This window comes from Ensifer adhaerens (assembly GCF_000697965.2).
Classification (GTDB): Bacteria; Pseudomonadota; Alphaproteobacteria; order Rhizobiales; family Rhizobiaceae; genus Ensifer; species Ensifer adhaerens.
The window spans coordinates 356,857-377,455 of record NZ_CP015881.1 but is presented as its reverse complement, the minus strand read 5'-3'; the positions used below and the strand labels follow the sequence as shown (position 1 = coordinate 377,455).

General features: G+C 64.0%; 18 protein-coding genes. 14 read left to right on the top strand and 4 right to left on the bottom strand.

The features are described 5' to 3' along the window. Nucleotides 1–18: 18 nt before the first annotated feature. Both FA04_RS21370 and FA04_RS21365 read right to left on the bottom strand, forming a co-directional pair. A complete protein-coding gene (locus tag FA04_RS21370) occupies nucleotides 19–2,112 on the bottom strand; it encodes a two-component system sensor histidine kinase NtrB (RefSeq protein WP_034790030.1) in 2,094 nt (697 codons plus the stop codon). Beyond that, nucleotides 2,109–2,849, bottom strand: a complete 741-nt coding sequence (locus FA04_RS21365) for a response regulator (RefSeq protein ID WP_034790032.1) — start codon at nucleotides 2,847–2,849, stop codon at nucleotides 2,109–2,111. Before FA04_RS21365 ends, FA04_RS21370 begins: the two co-directional genes overlap by 4 nt. A 218-nt stretch (nucleotides 2,850–3,067) precedes the next feature. Here FA04_RS21365 and FA04_RS21360 point away from each other — a divergent pair, with 218 nt between their 5' ends. From FA04_RS21360 to FA04_RS21340, 5 genes are all read left to right on the top strand, one after another. Further along, complete coding sequence (locus FA04_RS21360; protein ID WP_234798799.1) at nucleotides 3,068–4,090, top strand: ABC transporter substrate-binding protein; 1,023 nt, start codon at nucleotides 3,068–3,070, stop codon at nucleotides 4,088–4,090. 128 nt (nucleotides 4,091–4,218) lie between these two features. Beyond that, nucleotides 4,219–5,244 carry an ABC transporter substrate-binding protein gene (locus tag FA04_RS21355; protein ID WP_034790034.1) on the top strand — a complete coding sequence of 342 codons (1,026 nt, stop codon included), beginning with the start codon at nucleotides 4,219–4,221 and terminating at the stop codon, nucleotides 5,242–5,244. Between the two features lie 140 nt (nucleotides 5,245–5,384). Beyond that, nucleotides 5,385–7,619, top strand: a complete 2,235-nt coding sequence (locus tag FA04_RS21350; RefSeq protein ID WP_034790035.1) for an ABC transporter permease — start codon at nucleotides 5,385–5,387, stop codon at nucleotides 7,617–7,619. An 8-nt stretch (nucleotides 7,620–7,627) separates the two neighbouring features. Continuing rightward, nucleotides 7,628–8,689, top strand: coding sequence for an ABC transporter ATP-binding protein (locus tag FA04_RS21345; RefSeq protein WP_034790301.1), 1,062 nt, complete (start codon nucleotides 7,628–7,630; stop codon nucleotides 8,687–8,689). Nucleotides 8,690–8,722: 33 nt separating this feature from the next. After that, nucleotides 8,723–9,535 (top strand): inositol monophosphatase family protein, encoded by an 813-nt coding sequence (locus FA04_RS21340; RefSeq protein WP_034790037.1) that lies wholly within the window; start codon nucleotides 8,723–8,725, stop codon nucleotides 9,533–9,535. On the opposite strand, the gene FA04_RS21335 is transcribed toward FA04_RS21340, so the two are convergent. Together FA04_RS21335 and FA04_RS21330 are read right to left on the bottom strand one after the other, a co-directional pair. Then, nucleotides 9,536–10,321: a slipin family protein gene (locus tag FA04_RS21335; RefSeq protein ID WP_034790039.1), complete on the bottom strand. Its 786-nt coding sequence runs from the start codon at nucleotides 10,319–10,321 to the stop codon at nucleotides 9,536–9,538. A gap of 54 nt (nucleotides 10,322–10,375) precedes the next feature. Further along, nucleotides 10,376–11,710 (bottom strand): NfeD family protein, encoded by a 1,335-nt coding sequence (locus FA04_RS21330; protein WP_034790042.1) that lies wholly within the window; start codon nucleotides 11,708–11,710, stop codon nucleotides 10,376–10,378. A 275-nt stretch (nucleotides 11,711–11,985) separates the two neighbouring features. Here FA04_RS21330 and FA04_RS21325 point away from each other — a divergent pair, with 275 nt between their 5' ends. From FA04_RS21325 to FA04_RS21285, 9 genes are all read left to right on the top strand, one after another. Continuing rightward, nucleotides 11,986–12,672, top strand: a complete 687-nt coding sequence (locus FA04_RS21325) for a DUF2161 domain-containing phosphodiesterase (RefSeq protein WP_034790044.1) — start codon at nucleotides 11,986–11,988, stop codon at nucleotides 12,670–12,672. 19 nt (nucleotides 12,673–12,691) lie between these two features. Beyond that, nucleotides 12,692–13,060: a YbaN family protein gene (locus FA04_RS21320; protein ID WP_082566561.1), complete on the top strand. Its 369-nt coding sequence runs from the start codon at nucleotides 12,692–12,694 to the stop codon at nucleotides 13,058–13,060. 446 nt (nucleotides 13,061–13,506) lie between these two features. After that, a complete protein-coding gene (locus FA04_RS21315) occupies nucleotides 13,507–13,986 on the top strand; it encodes a GNAT family N-acetyltransferase (RefSeq protein ID WP_034790046.1) in 480 nt (159 codons plus the stop codon). A 21-nt stretch (nucleotides 13,987–14,007) separates the two neighbouring features. Beyond that, nucleotides 14,008–15,030, top strand: a complete 1,023-nt coding sequence (locus FA04_RS21310) for a glycoside hydrolase family 3 N-terminal domain-containing protein (protein WP_034790067.1) — start codon at nucleotides 14,008–14,010, stop codon at nucleotides 15,028–15,030. A 40-nt stretch (nucleotides 15,031–15,070) separates the two neighbouring features. Continuing rightward, nucleotides 15,071–16,720 (top strand): ABC transporter substrate-binding protein, encoded by a 1,650-nt coding sequence (locus FA04_RS21305; RefSeq protein WP_034790077.1) that lies wholly within the window; start codon nucleotides 15,071–15,073, stop codon nucleotides 16,718–16,720. A gap of 193 nt (nucleotides 16,721–16,913) precedes the next feature. Then, nucleotides 16,914–17,891, top strand: coding sequence for an ABC transporter permease (locus FA04_RS21300; protein ID WP_034790080.1), 978 nt, complete (start codon nucleotides 16,914–16,916; stop codon nucleotides 17,889–17,891). Nucleotide 17,892: 1 nt separating this feature from the next. After that, nucleotides 17,893–18,783 (top strand): ABC transporter permease, encoded by an 891-nt coding sequence (locus FA04_RS21295; RefSeq protein WP_034790082.1) that lies wholly within the window; start codon nucleotides 17,893–17,895, stop codon nucleotides 18,781–18,783. Then, nucleotides 18,780–19,583, top strand: a complete 804-nt coding sequence (locus FA04_RS21290) for an ABC transporter ATP-binding protein (protein ID WP_034790084.1) — start codon at nucleotides 18,780–18,782, stop codon at nucleotides 19,581–19,583. Before FA04_RS21295 ends, FA04_RS21290 begins: the two co-directional genes overlap by 4 nt. A gap of 5 nt (nucleotides 19,584–19,588) precedes the next feature. Then, nucleotides 19,589–20,488: an ABC transporter ATP-binding protein gene (locus FA04_RS21285; protein WP_034790305.1), complete on the top strand. Its 900-nt coding sequence runs from the start codon at nucleotides 19,589–19,591 to the stop codon at nucleotides 20,486–20,488. The last annotated feature ends 111 nt before the right edge of the window (nucleotides 20,489–20,599 follow it).

Below are 20,599 nucleotides of genomic sequence, written 5' to 3'. Positions count from 1 at the left end.
CGAGAAACCGGTATCGCTTCAGCGCGGAAAGACAAGTTCCACCGTCGTTCCGCGCCCAGGCTGCGAGAGAATGCGGGCATCGCCGCCGCTTTGCCGAACGAAGCCGTAGACGACGGCGAGGCCAAGTCCGGCACCGCCCTCCTGGTCACGGGTGGTGAAGTAGGGCTCGAACGCCTTGTCCACCGCCCCCGGCGACATGCCGATCCCCGCATCGGTCACCGAGACGACGACATCACTCTCGACGCAGCCGGCGCGGACGAGGATCGTGCCGCCGAGCGGCATCGCCGCGGCGGCATTGAGGCAAAGGTTGAGGATCGCCTGCTCGAAGAGCGCTGCATCGAGATTCACGTTGGGCAAGCCGTCCGCAATCTCGAAGGCGAGCCGGCATTTTTCGCCGACGGCGATTTCAAGCACGTCGGCCATGCCGCGCAGCACCGCGCCGATTTCGAGCGCGCCCGGCTGGAGTGGATGCTGGCTGCCGACAGACAACATGCTCGAGGCCAGCGAACGCCCTCGGTCGGCCGCCTTGCGAATGCGGGCGATATGGCGTTTCTGCCGGTCGCTGAAGCCTGTCTCGCGCTCCAGCAGCCCCAGGCTGCCGGTGATGATACCGATCATGTTGCCGACCTCATGGCTCACCTGGTGGGTCATCCTCATGATCCCGTCCAGCCGCTGCGCCTTCGCCGCCTCGGCCTCCTGCCGGTCGATCTCCGTCACGTCCCGCGCCAGCAGCACGATGCCCCGGTCCGGCTGCCGCGACAGGGAGACTTCGGTCACCCGGCCCATGTCGGAGCGATGGCGCAGCACCAACCGGTCGTCGAGCGATCCCGCGTCGCGATCGGCGGGCAAGAGGGTTGGATCGATCTCCGGCATTGGGCTCACGAACCGGCGCAGCGGCAGCTTCCGCGCCGAGCCTGGCCAGCCGACGAGCTCCATGACGCGACGATTCATCGTGATCGGTTTGCCGCCGGGATCGAAAAGCGCGATCCCTTCGTTCATGTTGCGGAAGGTCGAGCGAATGGTGCGCGCCGCCGCCTCGGCCGTCCGACGAAGCCGCGACACGCGCTCGACGCTTTCGCGGAAGGCGCTGAAGGCTTCAAGCAGCCGCAGGAACTCGGTCTCAGTCCCCTTGTAGCTCGGTGTATCGACGTCACGCCGCCCCTGGGCAAGCGCGTTCATGCCCTTGGAGAGCGACACGATCCCGCGCGACACCCGCATGACGGAGCGGATCGAGAAGATCGCCATGACGAGCACCAGCAGGGCGGAGACCGCGACGATGACGAGCAGTCGGCTCAGCGCATCAGAGGTCGAGGCGAGATCCTCGTTGAGCCCCCGGGCAACGGCCTCGCTTTGTGTTTCCGTGGCGTGCGAAAGATCGCGCGAGACCGTGTGCAGCCGCGCCACCGCGGCGCGGATGGCGAACATTTCCAGAAGATAGTGGGTCTGCGCCTCGAACACCCGTTCATAGGGCGTCAGCTCGGCTGCCGAAATCCGGCTATCCGGCCCGGCGGGCGCCAGCCGGGGCGTCGTTACGGCAACGTAGCGGCGGCGCAGTTCGCCAAGCTGGAACAGGCTGTCGGAATTGGATGCCGATTGCACGATCGCGTTGAGGCTCTGGCGAACCTCTGCGTCGGCTATGCCGTTGCCGGTGGCGATCTCTCCGAGCGCTGCTGCCGCATCGGCCTTGTACTGCTGGGCCGAATCCGCGTCGGCGGCGAGTGTCACAGTCTGTGTGCGGATCGCATCCAGCAACTCGACGATGTGCGCGCTGGCAAAGCCCTCGACCGCTATCTTGCCGGTCTCCGGCGCCATGGTCTGAAGCAGGACGTCGACCTGCGCGACGACCGAGCGGCTTTCGCTCGACACCCGATAGGGCGAGGTTGCGTTCATCAGGAACGGCGCGCTGGACACGAGATCGGAAACCTGGCGCGAAACCAGTGAGGCCTTGGCAAGGCTCGAAAAGGCCTGCAGCCCGTAGGCCGCCATCTCGTCACGCGCCCGTTGCAGGCCGAACACGGCGACCGTTGCCAGGCTGAAAACGAGCACGCAGATGAAGACGATCGCAAACGGCAGGCGGAAGGCGATCGACGAAAGGAACGGGCGGCTGATCACGGCCGGGCCTCGTCGTCGTCGGTATCCAGCACATAACCCTTGCCGCGCCGCGTCTTGATGTGGCGCGGAAGGTCCGGATTGCGCTCGATCTTGCGCCGGAGCCGAAGCACGAGCACATCGACGTTGCGGTCGATATAGCGATCGCTTTCGGCGCCCAGCCGATCGAGGATATGGGCGCGGGTGACTGGCGTGTTCGGCGTTTCCGCGAGAATTTCCAGCAGAGCGAACTCGGCGCTGGTGAGCGAGCGGGTCGCATCGGAAAGGCAGACCGCGCGCCGGCTCTTGAGGTCGATCGACCAGTCGCCGAGTTTCAGCGCCGCGGGCTCGTGCTCGCGCTCGGTCTCCCGCTCCGGCTTCAGCGACGGGTAAGTCCGTCGAAGCACGGCCTTGATCCGGGCCGTCAGTTCGATCGGCTCGAACGGCTTGACGACATAATCGTCGGCGGCCGTCTCCAGTCCCAGCACCCGATCCGCGGCGCTGCCTGCCGCCGTTACCATGACGATGCCGATATTGGTGCGCGCCCGCAGCCGCTGGGCAAAGGTCCGGCCCGAGGCTCCAGGCAGGTTGTGGTCGACGAGCACCAGGTGCACCGTTTCCCGCTCGAGGACGACAGCGGCGGCCTCCGCCGATGGCGCCGTCAGCGGCATCCAGCCTTCGGCCTCCACCAGATCGGAAACAAGCTCCGCCATGTCCGGATCGTCTTCGACGATCAGAATCCGTATTCTCTCACTCAGCATGCACGTCCTCCCGCCGCCATCATAGGCGGGGCTGCCCCAATGATCAAAGCGGCTCGCGTTATCCGCATTGTCACATTTGTAATCTTTGTAATCTTGAAACGGCAAAGCCGCATCCGTGTTGTAAGAACGGTAACCATTCTGCGGGTTGCGACCCGCAGGGAATACCGACATCCTGATTGCGGAGATTGGGGCGGCAACGCTCCAAATGGGAGGACATCGTGAAAGGCATTACCGCTATCGGCGCGGGCGTGGCCCTATGGCTGTGCGCCGCCACGTCAGGCATGACGGCACCGGCGCTCACCGTGCTTTGCGGTGTCGACGAAGCGTGGTGCGCGACGATGAAGGCCGCTTTCGAGGCGAAGTCGGGCATCGAGGTCGCTATGACCCGAAAGAGCAACGGCGACATCCTCACCCAGATCCGGGCCGAAAAGGACACCCCTACCGTCGATGTGTGGTGGGGCGGGACAGGCGACACCCATCTGCAGGCGGGATCGGAGAACTTGCTCGAACCCTATCGGCCGGCGCATGAGCGCGACATGCTGCCTTGGGCGCAGAATTTCTTCGCCATCTCCGGCGGACGTTCGGCGGGCATTTATGCCGGAGCGCTTGGCTTTGCCTACAATGCCGACCTGCTGCATACGCTGAAATTGCCGGCCCCGACCTGCTGGAAGGATCTCGCCGACAACGCCTATCGCGGCCGTATCCGCAGCGGCAATCCGAACTCGTCGGGCACCGCCTTCACCACGCTTGCAACGCTGGTGCAGCTCTTCGGCGAGGATGAGGCCTTCCGGTTCATGGGCGCACTCAACCGCAACATAGACCAGTACACCACGGCCGGCTCGGCACCGGTCAAGGCGGCAGCACGCGGGGAAACCCTGATCGGCATCTCCTTCATGCATGACGCGGTCACGCAGAAGCAGGCGGGCTTCCCACTCGTCATCGTCGCGCCGTGCGAAGGGACCGGCTACGAAATCGGCGCCGTCAGCATCGTCAAGGGCGCGCGCCATCTCGAAAACGCGAAAAGCTTCGTCGATTTCGCGCTCACCCCGGAAGGCCAGGGTACGGGTGCAGCTGCCGGCCAGAACCAGGTCCCATCCAACGCCCGCGCGGAGTTGCCGCCTGGCGCACCGGACATATCGCTGATCAAGATGGTCGATTTCGACTTCGCCACCTTCGGCTCGCCGGAGGAACGAAGTCGATTGCTCAAACGGTTCGACGCGGAGATCGCCGCGACGAACTGAGCGCTTCGCAGAAGCGTAGCAAAATCCACAGCACCGAAATCGTGAACGTGCCGCCCGGCGGGCAGGCCGATGGCCGCGCCATGCCCGTTCGCGCCCAAGTTTCAAACAGGCAACAGGAGGATGCCCCAATGAAAACAACGACGCTTTCCCTCATGCTCTTTGCAGGCACGGCGCTTGCCGCCCTGCCCGCCCAGGCTGCCGGCAGCCTCAACCTCATCTGCTCCGCAGACGTGGTCATCTGCGAACAGATGACCGGCGACTTCCAGAAGGAAACCGGCATCAAGGTCAACATGGTTCGCCTGTCTTCGGGCGAAACCTACGCCAAGATCCGCGCCGAGGCGCGCAACCCGAAGACCGACATCTGGTGGGCGGGCACCGGCGACCCGCACCTGCAGGCAGCCTCCGACGGCCTGACGCTCGAATACAAGTCGCCGATGCTGGACCAGCTCCAGGATTGGGCGAAGAAGCAGGCTGAAGGCTCCGGCTATCGCACCGTCGGCGTTTATGCCGGCGCGCTCGGCTGGGGCTACAACACCGAGATCTTCCAGAAGAAGGGCCTGAAGGAGCCGAAGTGCTGGGCCGACCTGCTCGACGCCTCGCTGAAGGGCGAGATCCAGATGGCCAATCCGAACTCTTCCGGCACCGCCTACACGGCGCTTGCCTCACTGGTGCAGATCATGGGCGAGGACCAGGCCTTCGATTACCTCAAGAAGCTCAACGGCAACATCGCGCAGTACACCAAGTCCGGCTCAGCGCCGGTGAAGGCAGCCGCACGCGGCGAAGCCGGCCTCGGCATCGTTTTCATGCACGACGCCGTGGCACAGACTGCCGAAGGCTTCCCGATCAAGTCGATCGCGCCTTGCGAGGGCACCGGCTACGAGATCGGCTCGATGTCGATCATCCGCGGCGCCAAGAACCTGGACAATGCCAAGGCCTGGTACGACTGGGCGTTGAAGCCCGAGGTCCAGTCGCGCATGAAGGACGCCAAGTCCTTCCAGCTGCCGTCCAACAAGTCGGCCGAAGTGCCGAAGGAAGCACCGAAGTTCGAGGACATCAAGCTGATCGACTACGATTTCGCCACCTTCGGCGATGCCGAGAAACGCAAAGCCCTGCTCGAGCGCTGGGACCGCGAGGTCGGCGCGAGCGCCAACTGATCGCGGCCTGAACGGTTCGGCCGGGTGATTGATCCGGCCGGCACCGCCCAACGGTCCCAACCGTCGTTCATCGCTTCCGGCAGGCGCCGCGGCGATGCAATGTCACATCATCTTTCATTCCAAATTGCGCAAGGACCGTCATGGAACATCGCAACCGCAGGCTCGACCTCACGCTCGGGCTCGGACTGGCCGCCTTCTTGGCTGTCCCCTGGTATCGCATCGAAGGCGGCTTCTTCGGGCTCGGCTGGCTTGCCGATTTCCCCGGGGATTTAGCCGTTGCCCCCGGCCTGATGCAGATTTTCGCCCATGATAAGCCGTGGCTGATCGTGGCGCTGGCGCTGCTCGGCATCTGCGTCGCAGCGCGTTTCGTCCGCGATCCCGCGCGTCGAGGGCTTCTGCTTGCCGTCGCCGGCGCAGCGGGGGTTCTGTATCTCGCTCTCCAGGGGCTGGCGATCGGCTTTTCCGGCTGGACCTGGACGATCAGCGAGACCCTGTTCGGCACGCTTTCCGACGGTCAGCCGTCAATGGGCGCCGGCGCCGTGCTTATGGCACTCACCTTCGTTCTTCTGTTCGCCTTCGGGCTGGCCGAGCGCGGCGTGCTCAAGGGCGACGCCTTCATCGTCGCGGCGATTTCCCTGCTCGTGACCCTCGTCATCGTCTTCGTCTTCTATCCGGTCGGCAGCATGTTCGCGGCGTCGGTTCAGGATTTCGACGGCTCGTTCAAACCGGATGGTTTCATCCGCAATATCCAGGACGCCTCGATCTGGAGCCTGAGCTGTGTCGTCGGCGAAGGCCGCTGCGGCGTCGCCTGGCGCACCCTATGGCTGGCGCTGATGACGGCGTCCGGCTCGACGCTGCTTGGCCTTGCCTTCGCGCTTGTCGCCACCCGCACCCGCTTCCCCTTCAAGAAGGGCATGCGGCTCTTGACGGTGTTGCCGATCATCACGCCGCCCTTCGTCATCGGCCTGGCGTTGACGCTGCTCTTCGGCCGCGCCGGGGTCGTTACCGAATTTCTCTCGGATGCCTTCGGCGTCGAACCGGGGCGCTGGCTCTATGGCCTTACCGGCATCTGGATCGCGCAGGTCCTCTCCTTCACCCCGATTTCGTTCCTCGTGCTGATCGGCGTCGTCGAAGGGGTCAGCCCTTCGATGGAAGAGGCGTCGCAGACGTTGCGCGCCGATCGCTGGCGCACCTTCTGGACCGTCTCTCTGCCGCTGATGAAGCCGGGCCTGGCGAACGCCTTCCTCATCGGCTTCATCGAAAGCATGGCCGACTTCGGCAATCCGCTGGTGCTCGGCGGCAGCCATGGCGTGCTCTCGACCGAAATCTTCTTCGCCGTCGTCGGCGCGCAGAACGATCCGTCCCGTGCGGCCGTACTCGCCATCATCCTTCTCTGCTTCACGCTCACGGCCTTCGTGGCGCAACGCTACTGGCTCGCCGGCAAGAACTATTCGACCGTGACCGGCAAGGGCGATTCCGGTGCCCACAGTGCATTGCCACGCTCGATCTCGATCGGCGTTCACGCCATCGTCATTCCCTGGATGATCTTCACCGTCGTCGTTTACAGCATGATCCTCTTCGGCGGCTTCGTGAAGACCTGGGGTCTCGACAACTCGCTGACGCTCGACCACTACGCCAAGGCCTTCTCGATCTCGTTTGCCGACGGCGCAATCGCCTGGACGGGTGTTGCCTGGAACTCCTTCTGGACGACCATGGAGATCTCGCTGATCGCAGCACCACTGACGGCTATGGTCGGGTTGCTGACGGCCTATCTGATCGTGCGCCAGCGTTTCGCCGGCCGTGATGTCTTCGAGTTCGCGCTGATGCTGAGCTTTGCTATCCCCGGCACCGTCATCGGCATCAGCTACATCATCGCCTTCAACCTGCCGCCGCTCGAAATGACCGGCACGGCGCTGATCCTCGTCGCCTGCTTCGTCTTCCGCAACATGCCGGTCGGCGTGCGCGGCGGCATTGCGGCGATGAGCCAGCTCGACAAGAGCCTCGACGAGGCGTCGCTGACGCTTCGGGCAACGAGCTTCCGCACGTTGCGCAAGGTCATCCTGCCCTTGCTGCGTCCGGCGATCGTCGCGGCACTCGTCTATTCCTTCGTCCGGGCGATCACCTCGATCAGCGCCGTCGTCTTCCTCGTCAGCGCCGAGTACAACATGGCCACCGCCTACATCGTCGGCCTTGTCGAAAACGGCGAGTTCGGCGTGGCGATCGCCTACTCCTCGGCCCTCATCCTGGTGATGATCACCGTCATCACCGGCCTGCAACTCCTCGTCGGCGAACGCAAGCTGAGGCGCGAGAACCGCGTCCTCGGCGCCGCTCCGGTCCGTTCGTCCAACACCATCTCCCAGGAGAAAACCGCATGAGCACCTCCATGAGCACCCCGCGCACCGGCTCGGTCGTCTTCCAGAACGTGCGCAAGCAGTTCGGCAGCTTCACCGCCATCCACGACCTGTCGCTCACCATCGAGCCGGGCACGCTGGTGACCCTGCTTGGCCCCTCCGGCTGCGGCAAGACGACGACGCTGCGTATGCTGGCCGGCCTCGAACACCCTTCCGCCGGCCGGATCCTGATCGGCGGCAAGGACGTGACCATGCTGCCGGCCAACGAGCGCGACGTGTCGATGGTCTTCCAGTCCTATGCGCTCTTCCCGCACATGTCGGCGCTCGACAATGTCGCCTACGGCCTCGAATCCTCGGGAATCAAGAAGAAGGAAGCGCGTGAGCGCGCCGAAGAAGGCCTGCAGCTCGTCGGCCTCGGCGGCCTCGGCCAGCGGCTTCCGGCCGAACTTTCGGGCGGCCAGCAGCAACGCGTCGCCGTTGCCCGCGCGCTCGTGCTCGAACCGCAGGTGTTGCTGCTCGACGAACCGCTGTCCAACCTCGACGCGCGACTGCGCCGCAAGGTGCGCACAGAAATCCGCGAGTTGCAGCAGCGCCTCGGGTTCACCGCCGTCTACGTCACCCACGACCAGGACGAGGCGCTTGCCGTTTCCGACCGCATCATCGTCATGAAAGATGGCGCGATCGCGCAGCAAGGTGCGCCGCGCGACCTCTATGAAGCGCCGGCCTCCACCTTCATCGCCGACTTCATGGGCGAGGCCAATGTGCTGCCCTGCGAGGTGACCGCGACCGACGCCGGCCTGGCGACGATCCGCATCGGCGGATTTGAGCACCGCCTGCCCTCCAAGGGCACCCGGACGGGTCCGTCGAAACTCGCCGTACGGCCCAACGCGGTAACGCTGACGCCAGCCAAGGGTGCGGCCCTTTCAGGCACGATCAGCAGCGCCGCCTATCTCGGCGGCCACGTCGAATACGAGGTCGAAACGCCGGCGGGTCTCCTCTTTGTTGTCGATCAGGCGGTGGAGGAAATGCTATCTCCGGCAACGGAGGTCGCGATCGGTTTCCGCAGCCGCGGCCTCGCTTTGATTGACGCATGACTTTTCACAACTGGATACGAGAAGGACACTTGCATGACTGCTGAAATTGCCGGCCTCGATGCCCGGTTCGCGCTTGCCAAATCCATGGCCGAGGAGGCCGGCCAGCTCGCCTACGATTACTTCCTGAAGCGGGAAACACTCGTCATCGAAACCAAGCGTGACGCCCACGACGTCGTGTCGATCGCCGACCGCAACGTCGAGACGTTGATCCGCGACAAGATCGCCGCCGCGTTTCCGGACGATGGCGTGCTCGGAGAGGAGCATGGACTTCTCGACGGCACATCCGGCTTCACCTGGGTGCTCGATCCGATCGACGGCACCACGCCCTTCGTCAACGGCATGCCAAACTGGTGCGTCTCGATTGCGGTGGTCTATGCGGAGAAACCCGTTATCGGCGTGATCCACTCGCCCTGCCACCAGGAAATCTATGCCGCTGCAACCGGCCGGGGCGCGACGCTGAACGGCAAGCCGCTTCGTCTCGACGGCACGCGCACAATCCGCAACGCCGTCACCGGGCTTGGCGCCAACGATCAGGTGAAACCTGGCGAGATGGGTGCCATCGTCGAGCGCCTGCTCTCGAATGGCGGCAACTTCATGCGCAACGGTTCCGGCGCACTGATGATCGCCTATGTGGCGGCAGGTCGCCTCGTCGGTTATTACGAACCCTACATGCATGCCTGGGACTGCCTTGGCGGCTATTGCCTGGTGACCGAAGCCGGCGGCTGGACGCTGCCTTTCCCCGCGCGGGGCGAGGCGCTGACGCATTGGGCGCCGGTGTTGGCCGCAGCCCCGAGCGCCGTCGATGACCTGCTGAAGGTCGCCCAGCTTGACCGGGCAGCAGCTTGATCACTCTTGCGTCGAGCCGGTGGGTTTGTCGGGCTTGAACCCCAGCAGACCACCGAGTTCCATCGGGAATGGGAAGATCACGGTCGAGTTCTTCTCGCCGGCAATGACGTTCAAGGTGCTCAGATAGCGCAACTGCATGGCCTGAGGCTGCCGGGCGAGGATCTCGGCGGCCTCGAGCAGCTTGGCCGCGGCCTGCTGCTCACCCTCGGCATTGATCACCTTGGCGCGCCGCTCGCGTTCGGCCTCCGCCTGACGGGCAATCGCCCGAACCATGCTCTCGTTGATGTCGACATGCTTGATCTCGACGGTCGCCACCTTGATGCCCCAGGCATCCGTCTGGCTGTCGAGGATCTTCTGGATATCGTCGTTCAGCCGATCACGCTCGGCCAGCATCTCGTCGAGATCATGTTTGCCAAGCACGGACCGCAGGGTCGTCTGCGCCAGCTGGCTCGTCGCCATCATGAAGTCCTCGACCTGGATCGTCGATTTCTCGGCGTCGATCACCCGGAAATAGATCACGGCGCTGACCCGAACGGAAACGTTGTCATGAGAGATGACGTCCTGGCTCGGCACGTCCAGCACCCGGGTTCTGAGATCGACCCGCACCATCTGCTGCACATAGGGCACAAGCAGGATCAGCCCCGGCCCCTTGACGCCGGTGAACCGGCCGAGGGTGAAGATCACGCCCCGTTCATATTCACGCAGGATCCGGATCGAATAGGCGATGACGAGAATGACGAGCACCAGCAACGCAGCAAAAGGAGCAAGGCTCCCGAACATGTCCATGACCATTCCTCCATTCCGGGCGCCTTCACCGCGCCCTCACCAGATCCGCGGGCGCTATGTCTTTGGTCCGTCGCGGATCACTTCGAGCGTCAGTCCGTTCCGCCCGATGACCTTCACGTTCTCGCCCCTCGACAGCGTCTCCGTGCTGACGGCCTGCCAGCGCTCGCCATGGGCGATGACGTAACCGGCCGCGCCGGTCCAATTTTCGACCGTGCCGGCAAGGCCGATCATCTGTTCGCTGCCGGTCACCACCGCGTGGCGGCTCGAACTGAAGGCGAGCCGAGCGACCAGAAGGCTAAAACCGAGGCTTGCAACCGCAAGCGCCGCCAGCACGGACCAGGAAACCCCAAAACCCGGCGTATCCGTATCGAAGAGAATGGCCGCGCCCAGAACCAGTGCAAAACTGCCGCCGGCGCCGAGCACGCCGAAGGATGGCGAATGCGCCTCGGCGACCATCAATCCGATCCCGAGCATGATCAGCCCTATGCCGGCATAACTGACGGGCAGCACCGAAAGCGCATAGAGCCCGAGCAACAGGCAGATGCCGCCGATCGTTCCCGGCGCCACCGACCCCGGCGACAGGAACTCGAAGATCAAGCCGTAGATGCCGATCATCATCAGGATGACCGCGATATTGGGATCAGTGACCACTGAAAGCAGCCGGGTGCGCCAGTCGGGCACGAAGTCCTCGGTCGTAAGACCTGCGGTATCGAGCACGATCTCTCGCTGCCCCACGCGCACCGTCCGCCCGTTCGCCTGCTTCAGGAGATCGGTAACGTCGGTCGCGGTGAAATCGACGGCCTTTTCCCGGACGGCGGCCTCGGCCGAGAGGCTTGCAGCCTCGCGCACCGCCTTTTCGCCCCAGTCGGCATTGCGCCCGCGCAACTCCGCCAGCCCGCGGATATAGGCCACGGCATCGTTGACCATTTTTGCCTCGCCCGGGCTCTGCGCCGCCGGCTGTTTGTCGCCGTCCTTACCCTCACCGAACATGTCGCCACCGATCGCAATCGGCGTCGCGGCGCCGAGGTTCGTTCCCGGCGCCATCGCCGCAATGTGGCTGGCATAAAGGATGTAAGTGCCGGCGCTCGCCGCCCGCGCGCCGCTCGGCGCAACGTAGGTTGCGACGGGTATGGGCGAGCCAAGGATCGCGCGGATAATCTCGCGCATCGAGGTGTCGAGGCCGCCGGGCGTATCCACCTGCAGGACCACCAGCGGCAGGCGGCGCTCTTCCGCCTTCGTCAGGCCACGCCTGACATATTCGGCGGTCGCCGGACCGATGGCGCCGTTGACATGCAGCACCAAGGCGACCCGATCGTTTTCGGCCCGCGACGAAGCTGGAAACGCGAAGGACAAGATCAACAAAAACAACAGCGTGAGGGTTCGCAACATCCGTCGTCAGAACCTCGCATGCTCGACACCTGCGAAGAGGGCCACTCGCCGCATGATAGCACAACACAAGGTTAGCACGAAGCGAAGGCCTCTACTGCGCCCGCGGGTCCGCACGTCAGAGCACGGGACGCCGGCGGCCTCTCGGCTGCGACGGGATGACAACGGCGGCGATCGGCGGTATCTGCTAGATGTTCATTTGAGCGGCAACGCTTCGCCGCCAATTCGAGGCTGCCTTCGTGGCGCCTTCCGGTTTCAGCAGAACAGGATTTTTGGGTTTGGAGACGACCCTCTACCAACCGATCAAGAGCTTCCTCGAAACCCGCGGCTACAGCGTCAAGGGCGAGATCGGCGGCTGCGATATCGTCGCGCTCAGCGACGACGAACCGCCGCTGGTGGTCGTGTGCGAACTGAAGCTGAGCTTCAACCTCGAACTGATCCTGCAGGCGGTCGATCGCGCCACCGCCGGCGACGAGGTGTGGGTCGCCGCCCGTGTTTCGGCCAAGGGCAAGGGGCGGGAGAGTGACCGGCGTTTCCGCGATCTCTGCCGCCGGCTCGGCTTCGGGATGCTGGCGGTCGCCGACAATGGCATGGTCGATGTTATTCTCGCGGCTTCCGCGGTGATGCCGCGCAAGAACAGCAGGAAAAGAGCGCGCCTGATCAGCGAGCATCGCCGCCGCAAGGGCGATCCGACCGCGGGTGGCGCCACGCGCACACCGATCATGACCGCGTATCGGCAGCAGGCGCTCGCCTGCGCTGCCGCCCTGCAAGTCGGCCAGCAGCGCCCGCGCGATCTGCGCCCGGTAGCACCCGATGCCGCCAAAATCCTGCTCAGCAACGTCTATGGCTGGTTCGAGCGGGTCGACCGCGGCATCTACGCGCTGTCGGAACAGGGCGCCGAAGCACTTCGCCGCTGGCCTCCGCTCGAGACCGCAACGGTCGTGATCGAGGCATCCGAAGCATGACACAGCCTGGAGCCCGCCGGTGAACCCCGCGCTTCGCCTTCTCTATCTTTGCCTCGCATGGCTGATGGTCGGTCTCGGCGTCATCGGCGCCTTTCTTCCGATCCTGCCGACGACGCCGTTCCTGTTGCTGGCAGCCGGGCTCTTTGCCCGGGCCTCGCCCCGGCTGGAGCAATGGCTGCTCAACCACCGGGTCTTCGGGACCTCGCTTCGGCTGTGGCGCGAAAAGGGGGCGATATCCCGGCGGGCCAAGACCGGTGCGGTCAGCCTGATGGCCGCCAGCTTCGGCCTCTTCCTTTTCTTCGGCAATCCGAGCCTCTCGCTCGCCGCTATCGTCGCAGCCGCAATGGCGCTTCCCGCGCTTTTCATCCTGACGCGTCCAGCGGAGTAGCCGGTCGGCACGGCCAACGAACCAGGCCGGTGCAAACGGGAAACGATACTTTTCCTCTCAAGAAATACTTGATTGCGCGCGAAAGGTCGAAATATTCTCCGGGGGCACACGCTATAAGCGTATACATCCATACTTAGTGTTTTTGTAAATCAAAATATACTTCGAACAACTCAAGAACAAAGTTGTACAAATGTGCAATTTCCGCGGCCGCGCAGCGGCTCGCTCTCTTGCTCGACCGTTGTTCCGCATCCACGCAATGCACGATCGCGTGAATTTATGCATCGCGAACGGCCGTGGAAACGTTTCATCGGCTCACATAGGCACCTGCTGAACGCAGATAGACCCCCAAAACTGACGATTGGCGATTGACAAGCCGGTCCGGTTGGCTCCATCTATTGCATTACAAAGGCAGCAATTCCTTAATAAAGGAATATGTGGAGGAGCATATGCCTGACATGCTGGTGAGCTTGTATTCGCCGATCCTCGGTGAACTCAAGCGCAGAACAAAAACCGACAAGGTGACGATCCGTCCCGCCTTGCCGCCGGAAATGGGCCTGGTCGTCGGCTGGGTTCGGGAGAATTTCAGCGAGAACTGGGCGAGCGAGGTGACTGTCGCCTTCACGCGCAGGCCCGTCGCCTGTCTTATCGCGGTTGACGACGGCAAGCTCGTCGGCTTCGCCTGCTACGACACGACCGCTCCCGGCTTCTTCGGCCCGACTGGCGTCGATCCCGTCGCCCGCGGCAAGGGCATCGGCGTCGCCCTGCTTTCCGATTGCCTCGACACCATGAAGACGCTTGGCCACGCCTATGCCTTCATCGGCGACGCCGGCCCGGTCGATTTCTACGCAAAGACCGTAGGCGCCGTGCCGATCCCCGCCCCCGACAAGGGGATCTACCAGGGCATGCTGCGCCGCCCCTCCAAATAATTCCAATCTCGGAGCCTCTGAATGTCCTCGACACCCCTCGCCCTTTTTGTCGGTCTTCCGAACCCTACGCTTTCGGACGACGAGTTCGCCCTGTTTCGCGAAACCAACCCGCTCGGTCTCTTCGTTGGCCGCCGTAACCTGCGTGATCCGCAGCAGGCAAAGGCTCTGATCGAACGCTTCCGCGAAGCCGTCGGCCGCGAAGACGCTCCCGTCTTCACCGACCAGGAAGGCGGACGCGTTCAGCATCTCGACGCCGGCCCCTGGCCGCTGTTCCGCTCCTTCGGCGAATTCGCCGAACTCGCCCGCCGTGACTATGCCCTCGGCAAGAAGGCCCTGCGCCTGTCAAGCCAGGCCATGGGCACGATGATGACCGATCTTGGCCTGACGAGCGGCTGCTCGCCGGTGCTCGACCTCGTCTTCTCGACGACGAGCTCCGTCATTGGCGCCCGCGCCTTCGGCGCCGACCCGGACTTCATCGCCGCACTCGGCCGCGAAGTGGTCGACGGCCTGCTCGAGACCGGCAACATGCCGATCATGAAGCACATTCCCGGCCATGGCCGCGCGACGCTCGATTCGCACAAGGAGCGCCCGGTCGTCGACGCCTCGCGTGAATTGCTGACGTCCACCGATTTCAAGCCCTTCGTCGCCCTGCGTGACACGCCCTGGGCCATGGTCGCCCACGTCGTTTACTCGGCCTTCGACAAGGAACTGCCGGCGTCCATCTCGCCGATCATGCACGACGTCATCCGCAACAACATGGGCTATGACGGCGTCCTCATCTCCGACTGCATCTTCATGGAATCGCTGCGCGGCACCCTGCCGGAGCGTGTTCGCCAGGTGCTCGATGCCGGCTTCGACATCGCGCTCCACAGCCATGGTGATCTCGCCGAAAGCGAAGCGGCAGCCAAGGCGGCAAGCCCGCTGACCGCCGCCGCGCAGAAACGCATCGACGCCGCCAACGCCCGGCTCGGCACGCTCAAGGTCGACGTGCGCGCCGTGCATGCGGAAGTCGAGGACATGTTCAACAGCGCCCTCGTTGCCTGACCGAAACAAGAAATCCTAGCGATCTAAAAGGGGAACTACCGTGAAAAAATCGCTTCTCGGCGCAGCCACCGCGCTCGCCCTCATCGCCGGCCCGGCGGCGGCACAAACGGTGCTGACGGCCAATATCGAGCCGGCGACCACCTGGGTTCGCAACTTCAACCCGTTCAACCAGACCTCGGCGCGCCAGAGCACGCTCGACTTCATCTACGAGCCGCTGGTCGTCTTCAACCGTTTCGACGGCAACAAGCCGGTCTTCCGGCTGGCCGAAAGCTTCAAGCTCTCGGACGACCTGAAGTCGATCGAGTTCAAGCTTCGTCCGAACCTCAAGTGGTCCGACGGCAAGCCGCTGACGGCGACCGACGTCAAGTTCACCTACGACTACCTGAAGAAGTTCCCGGCGCTCGACTTCGTCAGCATCTGGACCTTCATCACCGGTGTCGATGCCGTGGACGGTGAGACCGTGCGCTTCACGCTCGCCAATCCGAGCTCGCTTGCAGCCGAACAGCTGGCGCAGCTGCCGATCGTGCCCGAGCACGTCTGGAAGGACATTGCCGAGCCGGTCACCTTCGCCAACGAAACGCCCGTCGGCAGCGGTCCGCTGACCGAAATCCCGCGCTTCACCGGCCAGACCTACGACCAGTGCCGCAACCCGCACTACTGGGACGCAGCAACGCTCAAGGTCGACTGCGTGCGCTTCCCGCAGCTTGCCGACAATAACCAGATCCTGACGGCGACCGCGTCGGGCACGCTCGACTGGGGCGTCTCCTTCATCCCGGATATCGAGAACGTCTATGTCGCCAAGGATCCGGAACACTTCCACTTCTGGTATTCGCCAAGCAGCATGGTCGCCTTCCTGTTCAACCAGGAAACGGCGAACGAAAACAACCGCAAGGCCTTCAACGACGTGAAGTTCCGCCGTGCCGCCTCGATGGCGCTCGACCGCGGCACCATGGTCGACGTCGCCGGCTACGGCTACCCGACGCTCAACGAAGACCCGGCAGGAATGGGCGAGCTCTACAAGAGCTGGGTCGATCCGTCGGTCGCCGCCGATTTCGGCAAGTACGGCAAGTACGATGCGGATGCCGCCAAGGCGCTGCTCGACGAGGCCGGCTACGCCGACAAGGATGGCGACGGCTTCCGCGACAACCCGGATGGCAGCAAGATCTCGTTCTCGATCATCGTTCCGAGCTCCTGGACCGACTGGATCGACACGGTGACGATCGCCGTCGAGGGCCTGCAGGCCGTCGGCCTCGACGCCAAGATCGAGACGCCCGAGGAAGCGGTCTGGACCGGCAACCTCATCAACGGCACCTTCGATGCGGCGATCAACAGCCTGCCGGCATCGGCCTCGCCCTACTACCCCTACAAGCGCGCCTTCAGCGCGTCGGACAAGGGCAAGACCCGCTTTACCTCGCAACGCTGGTTCAATCCGGATGTCGAAGCGCTTCTGACCGAGTTCACCCAGACCGCGGACCCGGCCAAGCAGAAGGAAGCGATGAACAAGGCACAGCGCATCGTCGCCGAAAACATGCCGATGATCCCGGTGTTCAACAACCCGAACTGGTACCAGTACAACACCAAGCGCTTCAAGGGCTGGGCGACGGCGGAAAACCCCTTCGTCAACCCGTCGATCACCCGCAACAACCCGGCGCGTCTTCTGCACCTGCTGGCGCTTGAACCGGTGAAGTAATCCCTGATCGAAGGCGCGGCGCCCTTTCGGACGACGACCCGGGAGGGCGCCGCATCTCGATCGGCAACGGTGGCGGGCGCCTTTCGCCCGCCACGCAATCGTCCTTGGGGTCAGTCTCCACGGGCGGTTCGACAAGAAGACAGCCCTGCCGCCTGACGCGCGCTTGCGGCAGCCGCAGTCGATGGAGTTCCCTATGGCTTTTCTGCTACGCCGCCTCTGCTTCTATCTGGCGGCCTTCGTCGCGGCGGCGACGATCAACTTTTTCCTGCCGCGGCTGATGCCCGGTGACCCGGTGCAGATCATGTTTTCGAGCGCCGGCGCTGAACTGCCGCCCGAAAGCCTGCAGGCCCTGAAACTCACCTTCGGCTTCGTCGATGGCCCCCTTTGGCAGCAGTACCTCACCTATCTCGGCAGCATCTTCAGCGGCGACCTCGGCCGTTCCATCAAGTATTTCCCGCTGCCGGTGACCACCGTGCTCGGCAACGCACTCGTCTGGACCGTCGGCCTGATGGGAACCGCCACCATCGTCAGTTTCGCGCTCGGCACCTTCCTCGGCATTCTCGCGGCCTGGCGCCGTGGCAGCCTGTTTGACGTCATCGTTTCCGTCGGCGCGATCTTCGCGACCTCGGTTCCCGCCGTCGTCACCTCGCTGATCGTCGTCTTCACCTTCGGCTTCACGCTTGGCTGGTTCCCGACCGGCTATGCCGCCGATCCGGCGCTCGATCCCGCCTTCACGTTCGAATATTTCGGCAGCATCCTCTACCACGGCATCCTGCCGATGCTGACGCTCTGCGCCGTTCTGACCGGCGGCTTCGCCGTGACCATGCGCAACAACATGATCAACCTGCTCGGCGAAGACTACATCGTCATGGCCCGCGCCAAGGGGCTTTCCGACACCCGCGTGATGATCTGGTATGCGGCGCGCAACGCCCTGCTGCCGACCGTCTCGAGCCTTGCCATCGCCATCGGCACGGTGCTCGGCGGCTCGCTGGTGACCGAGGTGGTGTTCAACTATCCGGGCCTCGGCAACATTCTCTACCAGGCGATCCTCGCCCGCGATTACCCCGTCATCCAGGGACAGCTCTTGATCATGACCGCCACCATGCTCATTGCCAATTTCGTCGTCGACGTCAGCTACGTGCTGCTCGACCCGCGACTGAAGAGGGCGTGATATGAAAACCTCCTCCTTTCCGCTCATCCACAACCGCAAGGCCATGGTCGGCGCGCTGATCGTCGCCTTCATCCTGGCTGTCGCGATCGCAGCCCCCTTGCTGACCTCCTATGACCCGGGCGCGCGCGTCGGACGGCCGCATCAGTCACCGTCGCTCGAGCACTGGCTCGGTACCACCCGTATCGGCCAGGACGTCTTCGCCCGCCTCATCTACGGCGCACGCACGTCGCTCGCCGTCGGCTTCGGCGCCGGGCTTCTGATCACCATTGTTGGCACAGCACTCGGCATCATCGCCGGCTATCGCGGCGGCAAGATCGACGAGGTCATCAGCTTCTTCACCAACATGGTGCTGGTCGTGCCGAACCTGCCGCTGCTGCTCGTGCTTGCCGCCTTCATCGGCCAGGCAAGCCCGTGGGTCATCGCGCTCATTCTCGGCTGCACGTCCTGGGCCTGGGGTGCCCGCGTCACCCGCGCAGAGACGCTGTCGGTCAAACAGAAGGACTATGTGAAGTCCGCCGAGATGATGGGCGAGCCACGCTGGCGCATCATGACCTTCGAAATCTTCCCCAACCTCATCTCGATCGTCGGCATCAACTTCATCGGCAGTGTGATCTTCGCGATCATCACCCAGGCGACGCTCGAGTTCCTGGGCCTCGGCGATCCCAAAGTCGTTTCCTGGGGCACGATGCTCTATGCGGCGCAGAAGGCCTCCGCCCTTTCGGTCGGCGCCTGGTGGGACATCCTGACGCCCTGCTTCGCGCTCGCCTTCCTCGGCATCGGCCTGTCGCTGCTCAACTTCGCCGTCGACGAAATCGCCAATCCGCGGCTTCGCACCGGCAACCGGCTCGGCCGCTGGTCCGCGCTCATCCGCTCCGGGGAGGGCCGCCTGTGACCGCACCTTTGCTTTCGGTCAAGAACCTGACCATCGATTACATTGGCGAGACCAACGATTTCCGCGCCGTCGACAATGTCAGCTTCGACGTTGCCCCCGGTGAGGTCTTCGGCCTTGCCGGCGAATCCGGCTGCGGCAAGAGCACGATCGCCTTTGCCATCAGCCGGCTGCACAAGCCGCCGGCGCTGATCCGCAAGGAAAGCGCCATCCTGCTCGACGGCCGCGACGTGCTCGACCTCGACCAGAAGGATCTCGCCGACTTCCGCTGGCGCGAAGTGGCGATGGTGTTCCAGAGCGCAATGAACTCACTGAACCCGGTGTTGCGCATCGAACAGCAGTTCTACGACGTCTTGAAGACGCACAAGCGCATCACCCGCGCACAGGCGCGTGATCGCACCGCCGAGATGCTCAAGCTCGTCGATATCTCGCCGGACCGGATGCGCGATTATCCGCACCAGTTTTCCGGCGGCATGCGCCAGCGCATCGTCATCGCCATCTGCCTTGCGCTCGATCCGCGGCTGATCGTCATGGACGAGCCGACGACGGCGCTCGACGTGGTGGTGCAGCGCGAAATCCTGCAGCGGATCAACGAACTCCGGCGCAAGCTCGGTTTTGCCGTGCTCTTCATTACCCACGACCTCGGGCTGATGGTGCAGTTCTGCGACCGCATCGGCATCATGCTCGGCGGCAAGCTGGTCGAACAGGGCACCGCCGACGCCATCTACCGGACACCGGAGCACGACTATACCAAGAAGCTCTGGGCCTCCTTCCCCTCGCTGCACGGAGGCGTTCTTCGATGACCGGCATGTCCGCACCCATTCTTACCCTGGACAAGGTCAGCAAGACCTTCGGCAATGGCCCCGCCGCCGTGCGCGCGGCGAGGGCTATCTCGTTCTCATTGCATGCGGGCCGGGCGCTTGCCGTCGTTGGCGAATCCGGCAGCGGCAAGACCACCTGCGCCCGCATCGCCATGCGCGAATACGAGCCGAGCGAAGGACGGCTGCTCTATAAGGGCAAGCCCGTCGACGCGGCCGGATCCAAGGAAATCGCCGACTATCGCCGCTCGGTGCAGATGATCTTCCAGGATCCCTTCGCTTCGCTCAATCCGGCCCACACCATCGCCTACCACCTGAAGCGGCCGCTGATGCTGCACCGTGCTGACATCAGGGGTGCGGCGGTCGACGAAGAGATCAAGGCCCTGCTTCGGCAGGTGAAGCTCGATCCTGAGATCGTCGCGCCGAAATACCCTCACGAACTTTCCGGTGGCCAGCGCCAGCGCGTCAACATCGCGCGGGCGCTCGCGGCCAAGCCCGAAGTCATCGTCGCCGATGAGCCGACCTCGATGCTCGACGTTTCCGTGCGGCTCGGCGTGCTCAATCTCTTGAGCGAAATGAAGCGCGAGATGAATCTCGGCCTGCTCTACATCACCCACGACATCGCGACGGCCCGCTACGTCGCCGAGGATATCGCGGTGATGTATGCAGGCCAGATCGTCGAATGGGGCAACACCGGCAAGGTCATCGACAACCCGGCCCATCCCTATACCAAGCTGCTGCTCTCGGCGGTGCCGGATCCGGACATCCGCTTCGACGATCCGAACGCGCAGGTCAGTTCCGCTGAAGCCGATGAAACGCGCCGGCGTTCGGCGGCGACCCAAGAGACAATCCGCGAAGTCGAGCCCGATCATTTCGTGCGCGCGGCCTGAGCCGCCCACCGACTAGCTAAAGCAAAAACGCCCGCTTACCGCGGGGCGTTTTTGTTTGGTCGCGAAAAGCGCAACCCCGTCGATTTTTGGCCCGGCGCCCTCGTGCGCCGG

Excerpts from the sequence above, each read along its gene's own strand:
- FA04_RS21365 (WP_034790032.1), bottom strand. The coding sequence starts at position 2,849 with ATGCTGAGTGAGAGAATACGGATTCTGATCGTCGAAGACGATCCGGAC.
- FA04_RS21355 (WP_034790034.1), top strand. The coding sequence starts at position 4,219 with ATGAAAACAACGACGCTTTCCCTCATGCTCTTTGCAGGCACGGCGCTT.
- FA04_RS21350 (WP_034790035.1), top strand. The coding sequence starts at position 5,385 with ATGGAACATCGCAACCGCAGGCTCGACCTCACGCTCGGGCTCGGACTG.
- FA04_RS21345 (WP_034790301.1), top strand. The coding sequence starts at position 7,628 with ATGAGCACCCCGCGCACCGGCTCGGTCGTCTTCCAGAACGTGCGCAAG.
- FA04_RS21340 (WP_034790037.1), top strand. The coding sequence starts at position 8,723 with ATGACTGCTGAAATTGCCGGCCTCGATGCCCGGTTCGCGCTTGCCAAA.
- FA04_RS21335 (WP_034790039.1), bottom strand. The coding sequence starts at position 10,321 with ATGGACATGTTCGGGAGCCTTGCTCCTTTTGCTGCGTTGCTGGTGCTC.
- FA04_RS21330 (WP_034790042.1), bottom strand. The coding sequence starts at position 11,710 with ATGTTGCGAACCCTCACGCTGTTGTTTTTGTTGATCTTGTCCTTCGCG.
- FA04_RS21315 (WP_034790046.1), top strand. The coding sequence starts at position 13,507 with ATGCCTGACATGCTGGTGAGCTTGTATTCGCCGATCCTCGGTGAACTC.
- FA04_RS21310 (WP_034790067.1), top strand. The coding sequence starts at position 14,008 with ATGTCCTCGACACCCCTCGCCCTTTTTGTCGGTCTTCCGAACCCTACG.
- FA04_RS21300 (WP_034790080.1), top strand. The coding sequence starts at position 16,914 with ATGGCTTTTCTGCTACGCCGCCTCTGCTTCTATCTGGCGGCCTTCGTC.
- FA04_RS21295 (WP_034790082.1), top strand. The coding sequence starts at position 17,893 with ATGAAAACCTCCTCCTTTCCGCTCATCCACAACCGCAAGGCCATGGTC.
- FA04_RS21285 (WP_034790305.1), top strand. The coding sequence starts at position 19,589 with ATGTCCGCACCCATTCTTACCCTGGACAAGGTCAGCAAGACCTTCGGC.